This window comes from Acidipropionibacterium jensenii DSM 20535, assembly GCF_000425285.1.
In the GTDB taxonomy this organism is placed as follows: Bacteria; Actinomycetota; Actinomycetes; order Propionibacteriales; family Propionibacteriaceae; genus Acidipropionibacterium; species Acidipropionibacterium jensenii.
Genome location: NZ_AUDD01000046.1, coordinates 1 through 5,983, shown reverse-complemented (window position 1 = coordinate 5,983; position 5,983 = coordinate 1). Strand labels below are relative to the sequence as shown.

Genomic DNA, 5,983 nt, shown 5'->3' with positions numbered 1-5,983 from the left:
CCGCACCGCCGGCACCAGTCGTCAGCCTCGACCACCCGGCAGGCCACCACGGCCCGCTCGGCGGTGATGTGCTGGCCGACCACCTCCAGGCCCAGCTCATCGAGACAGCAGAACGTGGTCAGGTCAGGGGCGGTGAAGGTAACGTGAGACATGAGGGCGTTGTGGTGCAGGAACGGGACTTGAACACTCCGATCCTTCCGCAGGGCCCTCCCCCACGCACCCCGTCCTCACAGCGAAGTGACAACCGATCCACACACAGTCAAGCCACAACTACACCCTGGATCCTGAAGAGCCCACAAACTAGCCATCGCGGGCGTCGTCGTCGACGCTGTTGATGTGACCCATTCATGGGACATCGGAGGATATGTACCGCAGGTGGGGGACATCGCGTACCGGCCGTTGTGGGAATGGATTGTCACCGGCCCTCCTGTGGAGGCGCTCACCGCTGGCATGTCCCATGATCGGGGGACATGCGCGGGCTATTCAGACGAGAATCCCCCGGTCCCGGACGCACATTCTGCCGTAGCGTGATGACGGATCAGGTGTGTCGGGTGATCAGTGCGGAGATGAAGGAGACGCCATGATGGTGGATGCCACGGATGATCGTCGGCCGGCTCGCTCGCGTCGTGCGGGTCGTGCTGCGGTGATGGGGGTGACCGGCCTCGCGGTGCTGGCCCTCGCCTCGGGCTGCATGGGGAGTCGGAGCACGGCCAGTCCTCCGGCCCAGACCACTGTCACCGCCACCGCCACGGTGAGTGCCGTCGCCTCATCCCCGTCCTCGGAGTCTCCGACGCCCACCGATACCGGCTCCACCGACGCTGCCGGCGTCACGGCCTCCCCCGACGCGAGCACCGATGCCAGTTCCTCGGCGCAGCCCGGTGGGTTCGGCGCCGTCTACCTCCACGACCTCACCCCGGTGAGCGGGACCCTTGACTCGGGGGCCTATGAGGTGAACGGCAAGCTGCTCGCCAACTCGGTCCGCACCACGATCGGTCGCTACAGCGACCCCAGTGAGGTGGACTACCTGCTGGCCCGGCGGTGCACGAGGATGACCGCCACCCTTGGACTGGATGATCAGCAGACCGACACCACGCCGGCCGTCGCCAGCATCCTGGTGGACGGCAAGGCGGTCCTCACCAAGAAGATCGCCTACGGGGCCTCCGTCCCGGTGGACCTGAACATCACCAATGCGCTGCGGGTCACGATCCGCACCCAGTGGCTGGAGTCCGAGCAGAGCAGTGAATCGGTCTACATGATCTGGGGAGATGCTGCCGTCCAGTGCACCGGAGATCTTCCGACCCCGACCAGCTGAGACCCGCCGGGGCCCAGCTGAGACCCACCGGGAACCACGACCTCACAGCTGGGCGTGGGCTATCGCGGTGAGAGCCATCGAGTGCAGCGGCCCGTCGACCCGGGAGCCGTTGAGGTAGATGAGCGTGGTGTCGTGGGTCTCGGCGTTCTCCAGGTCGAGGTTGTCGTTCTCGACCCGCTCCCAGTCGTCCTGGTGACTGATCCGGGTCTCGAATCTCTTGGTGTCCAGCCCGATCCGGGCGGCGATGGAGTTCACGGCGTCGGTGTCCAGGCTGTTGCGCGAGGCGACCAGGGCGTCGTGCATCTCCCAGAACCGTCCCTGCTCGGCGGCGGCCTCCAGCGCCAGGGCGCCGGTGATCTCGGATCCCTCGACGGCGTGGTGGCGGTAGACGATCCGGATCGAGTCACCCAGGGCGGTGCGCGTCTGCCTCAGCGCGACGGCGGTCCGACGCCGGTAGTCGTAGTTCATCGGGGAGTAGACGACCAGGGTGACCGGCGCGTCCACCGGGCCCCGGATGTGGTCGTCCTCGGCGTCGACCGGACGCTCCAGCCGTTCGCCGGCGGGCCGGGGGAGCGGCTTGAATTGCCGGCTCAGCCGGAAGATCAGCCAGGACAGCAGCAGCGCCAGCATCGAGGCGACGATGACGCCGACCCTCGCCTGGTCGGCGGCCACCGGATCCTCGACGGCCATTCCGACCACCAGCAGGGAGATGGTGAAGCCCATCCCGGACAGCGCGCCGACCCCGGCCAGCCGCGGCCCGTCCAGGCCCGGCAGGCGTGAGCCGGGGGACAGCTTGAGCACCAGCAGGGAGGCGCCGGCGATGCCCGCCGCCTTGCCGACCACCAGGCCGGCGATGATCCCCCAGGTGAGGGAGGAGGTGAAGGCCTTGGTGAGGCTGTCGCCCGACAGCGAGACGCCGGCATTGGCCAGGGCGAACAGCGGCACGACCAGGTAGTTGACGTAGGGGGCGATCGCCGCGGAGAGCCGCTGGTTCATCGGCACCGAGAAGATCACTGCCTCGCGGGCCCGCTGGGCCATGTCGGGCTGAGGAGCCTGGCGGAACTGGTCGAAGATCTGGGAGGCGAACTGGAGGTCCTTGCGCCGCGGCGGGTAGACCGGCATCAGCAGGGCGATGAGCACCCCGGCCAGGGTGGCGTGCACCCCGGAGGCGAAGAAGCACCCCCAGGTCCAGATCGCCAGCGGGACGTAGGGGCCGACCCGCCAGACATTGAGCCGTTCCAGGCCCCAGACGCCGAGCAGGCCGATTCCGGCCAGCATCAGGGCGACCAGATTGAGGTGGCTGGTGTAGAAGACCGCGATGACTGTCAGGGCGGCGATGTCGTCGATGACCGCCAGGGCCAGCAGGAAGGATCGCAGCCGCGGTGCGTTGCGGGGGGCGACGATGGCGAGCATGCCGACCGCGAAGGCGGTGTCGGTGGAGATCACGGTGCCCCAGGCGCTGGTGTGCCCGGAGTTCCCGGCGACCAGCAGGAACAGCGCCGCCGGGACGACCAGTCCGCCCAGGGCGGCGGCCAGCGGCAGCATCGCGCGGCGCTTGGAGCGCAGTTCGCCGAGGGTGAGGTCGCGCCGGACGTCCAGACCGACCATGAAGAAGAAGAGCGCCATCACCCCCTCGTCGACCCACTCGTAGATGCTGAGCTCGAAGTCGGTGCCGCCGAGGATGAACCCGAAGTGGGTGTGCCAGAAGGCGTGGTAGCTGCCCCCGATGTTGGCCCACACCAGGGCGACGACGGTCGCCGCGGCCAGTGCGATGGCCGCGTAGGTGTCGTTGTTGAGCCAGTGGTGGAGTTTCATCGAGCGGCGCAGCGGCTGCATCGGGTGGGACGCCACCGGGTCGTCGGGGTGATGGTCCATGGGCCTTCTTTCCTGCCTGGTCTTGTCGGTCACGGGGTCGGGGTCGGTCGGGGTCGGTCATCCAGCCGGTCTGTCGGTCACGGGATCGGTCGACCGGGGCCGCCCCGAGGGTCGGGTGCGCTGGTCCCGTCGGGATCGCGCCGGTGCCTACTTGTTCTGCATCTCGACGAACCGGGACAGGTGTCCCTGGAATGCCGTGTGGATGGTGGCCGTCGGGCCGTTGCGGTGCTTGGCGACGATGAAGTCCGCCTCGCCGGCCCGGCTCTCCTTGTCGTAGACGTCCTCGCGGTGGAGCAGGATGACGATGTCGGCGTCCTGCTCCAGGGATCCGGACTCACGCAGATCGCTCATCATCGGCCGCTTGTCGGTGCGCTGCTCGGGACCTCGGTTGAGCTGGGACAACGCGATCACCGGGATCGAGAGTTCCTTGGCCAGCAGTTTGATCTGGCGGGAGAACTCGGAGACCTCGAGCTGTCGGGACTCCACCTTCTTGCCCGAGGTCATCAGCTGCATGTAGTCGATGACGACGAGTTTCAGGTCGTGCTGCTCCTTGAGGCGGCGCGCCTTGGCCCGGATCTCCATCATCGTGAGGTTCGGGGAGTCGTCGATGAACAGCGGCGCCGAGGAGATCTTGGTGGTCTTGGCGACCAGCTTCTGCCAGTCCTCCTCGTTGAGCTTGCCGCCGCGGATCCGCGACAGCTCGACCCCGGCCTCGGCGGCCAGCAGTTTCATCACGATCTCGGAGTGGCCCATCTCCAGGGAGAAGATCGCCGAGGTGAGGCCGTGCTTGATGGACGCCGCCCGGGCGAAGTCCAGGGCCAGGGTGGACTTGCCCATCGCGGGTCGGGCCGCCACGATGATCATCTGGCCCGGCTGGAAGCCGTTGGTGAGATCGTCCAGGTCGGTGAACCCGGTGGGGATTCCCGACATCGAGTCGCCGCGGGCCTCGATGGCCTCCATCTCGTCGAAGGTGGACTCGAAGAGTTCGGACAGCGGGTGGTAGTCCTCGCTCGTCTTGCCCTCGGTGACCTGGTAGAGGGTCTGCTGGGCGGCGTCGACGATGTCGGCCACCTCGCCCTGAGCCTGGTACCCCATCTGTGAGATCTTCAGTGACGCCTCCACGAGACGCCGCAGCACGGCCTTGTCGCGCACGATGGCGGCGTAGTAGGAGGCATTGGCGGCCACCGAGACGCTGGCCAGCAGATCGGCGAGGTAGATGTGACCACCCGCCTGCTCCAGATCGCCGTGCCGCGAGAGCTCGTCGGCGACCGTCACCGGATCGGCCGGTTCGCCGCGTCCGTAGAGCTCGAGGATCGCATTGAAGACCAGCTCATTGGCCGGACGGTAGAAGTCGCGGGGCTTGAGAGCCTCGACGGCGTCGGCGATGGCCTCCTTGCTCATCAGCATCGCGCCGAGGACGCTCTGCTCGGCCTCCAGGTCCTGCGGCGGCGTCCGGTCGATATTGATGGTTCCCGGGCCCTGGTCCGCAGGCTGTGACATCTGAACTCCTCACCGCATGCCCTGGCTGTGGGCAGAGTACAAACTCTGAGTCTTTCATGCCGGCCAAGGCCGGGGGAAGCGACCCGGGGTTCCAGGCCGTGATCGGCCCGCGTGCAGGGCGGGGAGACGGGCGGTCCAGGGAGTTGTCCACAGGGTCTGTGGACAACCGGTGGACAGCTCTCCCAAGCCTGGGGATATCCCGGGCCGAGCTGGGCACAAGTTCCGCCGAGGTGTTGACGACACGCCGGAGACCAGGCTCTGACAAGGGGCGATGGTGGGTGTGCTGAATCTTGGAGGGCGATTTTTCGGCGCCCGGCGAGTCGGGACCTGGGCCGACGGGCTGTGGATCGATCGGTGGTAGAGTCCCCGCGTTCTGCCGTGGGGATGAGTTGTCCACAACTGCTGAATGGGCTTGTGGAAGCGGACTCGGCGATCTGTGGGGCGGTCGGGGGCCATTGAATCGGATACCCCCTGTGGGTATAGTCCGGTGTGGAGGTGGGAGATGGACGAGCACGAGACCTGCTGCGATCCCTCGGATCTGCAGCACCCGCAGCACGGCTACCTGGAACACAAGGAGGCGCATCTGCGCCGACTCCGCCGCATCGAGGGCCAGGTGAGGGGTCTGGAACGGATGGTCGACGAGGAGAAGTACTGCATCGACATCCTCACCCAGATCGCAGCCGTCAACTCGGCGCTCAAGTCGGTCTCCCTGGAACTCCTCTCCGAGCACATGGACCACTGCGTCGTCAGGGCCGCACGTGCCGGAGGCCAGGAGTCCGAGGCCAAGATCGCCGAGGCCAACCAGGCCATCGCACGACTCGTCCGGTCCTGACCGACCGGACCCAGCGTCACCCACCAACTGTCCAGACATCGTCCCAGGAGGACATCAATGCAGAAGACATACACCATCAACGGCATGACCTGCGAGCACTGCGTCAACGCCATCACCGAGGAGGTCTCGGCCATCGACGGCGTCTCGAAGGTGCAGGTCTCGCTGGCCTCCAACTCGATGGACGTCACCTCCGAGGCCCCGATCGACCTCGACACGATCAAGGCCGCCGTGGACGAGGCCGGCGACTACACCGTCGCCGCGGCCACCAGCCTGGACACCGCCGGTCACCCGGGCGGCGAGTGCGGCTGCGGCGGTCACCACCACGCAGACTCTGCCGAGAGCGGTTGCGGCTGCGGTGGGCATGAGGGCCATCAGCACTCCGCCGATGCCGCCGAGAAGCACGCCTCACACGGTGAGGGCGAGTCCTGCGGCTGCGGTCACCATCAGAAGGCCGAGAGCGGTTG

At 67.3% G+C, this 5,983-nt stretch carries 5 protein-coding genes and 1 pseudogene; 3 read left to right on the top strand and 3 right to left on the bottom strand.

Annotated elements, in window-relative coordinates:
• Window positions 1-152: pseudogene (locus tag H590_RS18535) on the bottom strand (ISL3 family transposase); the annotation flags it as partial.
• A 431-nt stretch (window positions 153-583) separates the two neighbouring features.
• Between H590_RS18535 and H590_RS0113430 the strand changes: the two are divergent.
• Window positions 584-1,312, top strand: a complete 729-nt coding sequence (locus H590_RS0113430; RefSeq protein WP_211221191.1) for an NPCBM/NEW2 domain-containing protein — start codon at window positions 584-586, stop codon at window positions 1,310-1,312.
• Window positions 1,313-1,354: 42 nt separating this feature from the next.
• Here H590_RS0113430 and nhaA read toward each other — a convergent pair whose 3' ends face one another.
• Together nhaA and dnaB are read right to left on the bottom strand one after the other, a co-directional pair.
• Window positions 1,355-3,187: a Na+/H+ antiporter NhaA gene (nhaA, locus tag H590_RS0113425; RefSeq protein WP_036982638.1), complete on the bottom strand. Its 1,833-nt coding sequence runs from the start codon at window positions 3,185-3,187 to the stop codon at window positions 1,355-1,357.
• Between the two features lie 147 nt (window positions 3,188-3,334).
• Entirely contained in the window at window positions 3,335-4,687 is a 1,353-nt protein-coding gene (gene dnaB / locus H590_RS0113420) for a replicative DNA helicase (RefSeq protein WP_028703916.1), read from the bottom strand.
• A 502-nt stretch (window positions 4,688-5,189) separates the two neighbouring features.
• On the opposite strand from dnaB, the gene H590_RS19335 reads away from it, so the two are divergent.
• Both H590_RS19335 and H590_RS16910 read left to right on the top strand, forming a co-directional pair.
• The gene (locus tag H590_RS19335; protein ID WP_051238647.1) at window positions 5,190-5,519 is read left to right on the top strand and encodes a metal-sensitive transcriptional regulator; all 330 of its coding nucleotides are present in this window, start codon (window positions 5,190-5,192) and stop codon (window positions 5,517-5,519) included.
• A 57-nt stretch (window positions 5,520-5,576) separates the two neighbouring features.
• Window positions 5,577-5,983: heavy-metal-associated domain-containing protein (locus tag H590_RS16910; RefSeq protein WP_071161772.1), on the top strand; the 407-nt coding region annotated here is incomplete at its 3' end.

Excerpts from the sequence above, each read along its gene's own strand:
- dnaB (WP_028703916.1), bottom strand. The coding sequence starts at position 4,687 with ATGTCACAGCCTGCGGACCAGGGCCCGGGAACCATCAATATCGACCGG.
- nhaA (WP_036982638.1), bottom strand. The coding sequence starts at position 3,187 with ATGGACCATCACCCCGACGACCCGGTGGCGTCCCACCCGATGCAGCCG.
- H590_RS19335 (WP_051238647.1), top strand. The coding sequence starts at position 5,190 with ATGGACGAGCACGAGACCTGCTGCGATCCCTCGGATCTGCAGCACCCG.
- H590_RS0113430 (WP_211221191.1), top strand. The coding sequence starts at position 584 with ATGGTGGATGCCACGGATGATCGTCGGCCGGCTCGCTCGCGTCGTGCG.